At 70.4% G+C, this 2641-nt stretch carries 2 protein-coding genes; both read right to left on the bottom strand.

Going from position 1 to position 2641, the window contains the following annotated elements; genetic code table 11:
- Positions 1-2382: efflux RND transporter permease subunit (locus tag ACIKT0_RS16650; protein WP_407106497.1), on the bottom strand; the 2382-nt coding region annotated here is incomplete at its 3' end.
- Between the two features lie 3 nt (positions 2383-2385).
- On the bottom strand, positions 2386-2641 hold a 256-nt coding region (locus tag ACIKT0_RS16655; RefSeq protein WP_474998507.1), incomplete at its 5' end, for a permuted SH3 domain-containing protein.

Raw genomic sequence — 2641 nt, forward strand, 5'->3', positions numbered from 1 at the left:
GTAGCGGTCGAGGCTGGTCGGGCCCTGCCCGAAGCCGACGTCGGCCACCGCGGTCAGCGGCACGCTGCCGCCGGCGTCGCGGCGGACCCGCAGGGATTCGAACGTCGAAAGCTCGGTGCGCGCCGCCTCGTCGAGCTGCACCCGGATCGGCACCTGACGGTCGCCGGCGGAGAACTTCGCGAGGTTCTGGCTGATGTCGCCGATCGTCGCGATCCGCACCGTCTCGGCGATCTGGGCGACCGAGACGCCGAGCTTCGCGGCCTCGTCGAGCTTCGGCGTGATGCGGATCTCGGGCCGGTCGATGGCCGCCGTCGAGATCACGTTCAGAAGCTGCGGGACGCGATCGCGCGTCTCCTTCTCGAGCGCCACGGCGGCGCGCTCCACGGCGGCCCCGTCCGCGCCGGAGACGATGAGCGTGAACTCGCGCTGGCCGGCGTCGTTGCCGAAATTGCTGCGCAGGTCGGGGATCGCGGCGAGCTCGCGCCGGAACTCACCCTCGAACTGCTTCTGCGTGAGCGCCCGCTCGGCGCGCGGCTTGAGATTGATGATCAGCACGCCCTTGCGCACCTCGCCGGCCGCCATCGAGACGCCGCCCTGCGCGCCCGAGCCCACGGTGGCGTAGACGGACTCCACCTCCGGCCGGCGCTTCAGCATCGTCGTTATGCGGGTGGCGACCGCGTCCGACTGCGCGAGCGTTGCGCCCGGCGGCAGCTCGATCTTCAGGATCGCGCGCGAGGTGTCGTTCTCCGGCAGGAAGCCTGAGGGCAGCAGGCCGGCGAGCATGATCGAGCCGATGAACAGCGCGATCCCCGCCGCCACCGTGGTGAACCGCCAACGCACCGAGACGGCGAGCGCGCGCGCATAGGCGCGCATCAGCCAGCCGTCCTCCTCTTCGCGCGCGCCGTGATCACGCAGGAAGAAGGCGGCGAGCAGCGGCGTGATGAGCCGCGCCACCAGCAGCGAGAACGCCACCGCGATGGCCACCGTGATGCCGAACTGCTTGAAGTACTGCCCGGCGATGCCGCCCATGAAGCTGACCGGCACGAACACCGCGATGATGGTGGCGGTCGTCGCCACCACGGCCAGTCCGATCTCGTCCGCCGCCTCGATGGCGGCGCGGTAGGGCGACTTCCCCATCCGGATATGCCGGACGATGTTCTCGATCTCGACGATCGCGTCGTCGACCAGAATGCCGGTGACGAGCGTGATCGCCAGCAGGCTGACGGCGTTGAGCGAGAAGCCCAGCATCTCCATCGCCCAGAACGTCGGGAGCACCGACAGCGGGATGGCCAGAGTCGAGATGATGGTGGCGCGGAAGTCGCGCAGGAACAGGAACACGACGATCACCGCCAGCACGGCGCCTTCGATCAGCGTGTGCATGGCCGAGCGGTAGTCGGCCTCGGTGTAGCGGACCGTCGTGTCGATCGGCGTGATGCTGACGGCGGGGTTCGCGGCCGCGAGCTCCTTGAGCTTCTCCGCGGCCGCCGCCGCCACCGTCACGTCCGAGAATCCCTTGGAGCGGTAGATGCCGAAGGCGACGATCGGCTTGCCGTCGAGCCGGGCGGAGACGCGCGGCTCCGCCGAACCGTCTGTGACGTCGCCGAGCTCCGAAAGCTGCGTCTCGCGGCCGCCCGGCAGGATGATGCGGGTCGCGCCCAGCCGCTCGACCGTCAGGGCGCCGCCCAGCGTGCGGATCGACTGCTCCTGCGCGCCGACTTCGCCCCGGCCGCCGGCGAGATCCACATTGGTCGCCCTGAGCTGCGCGTTGACGTCCGCGGCCGTGACGCCGAGCGCCTGCAGGCGCGCCGGATCGAGCGCGATGCGGATCTCGCGGTCGACGCCGCCTTCGCGCTTCACCTGGGCGACCCCGCGCACCGCCTGGAGCGCGCGCACGATGCGGTCGTCGACATACCAGGAGAGCTCTTCGGGGGTCATCGAAGGCGCGGACGCCGCGTAGGTCGCGATCGCCATGCCCTCGATGTCGATGCGCTGGATGAGCGGCTCTTCGATCGATTGCGGCAACTCGGTGCGGATTTTCGTCACCGCGTCGCGCACGTCGTTCACGGCCCGGTCGACCTGGGTCTCCAGCTGAAATTCGATCGTGGTCAGCGACAGGCCGTCGCTCACCGACGAGGTGATGTGCTTGACCCCGGCGATGCCGGCGACCGCGGTCTCGACCCGCTTCGTGACCTGAAGCTCGAGTTCGCTCGGCGCCGCGCCGGACTGGTTGATCGTGACCGAGACGAGCGGCAGGTCGATGTTCGGCATCCGCGTGACCGGCAGCGACGCGAACGAGAACAGCCCGACCGCCAGCAGCACGGCGAACAGCACGAGCGGCGGAATCGGCTTGCGGATCGCGCGGGCAGAGATGTTGAGCGCCATGGCTCAGCGCTCCGAGATGACGGCGGCGCCCGCCCGGGTGTCCGCTGGCGTGACCGCGGTGATCCGGTCGCCCTCGCGCAGGAAGCCGCCGGCGCGCGCCACGACGAGTTCGCCGTCGGAGACGCCGCGCAGAATCTCCATCCCGTCTGTGTCCTGCAGCCCGGTGACGACGCTGCGCTCGGCGACGACGCCGTCGCTCACCACCTGGACGCGAGGGCCCGCGGCCCCGAACAGCACCGCGGATTGCGGCACCACGACG

Origin of the sequence: Hansschlegelia beijingensis, assembly GCF_045505405.1 — a bacterium.
Lineage (GTDB): Bacteria > Pseudomonadota > Alphaproteobacteria > Rhizobiales > Methylopilaceae > Methylopila > Methylopila beijingensis_A.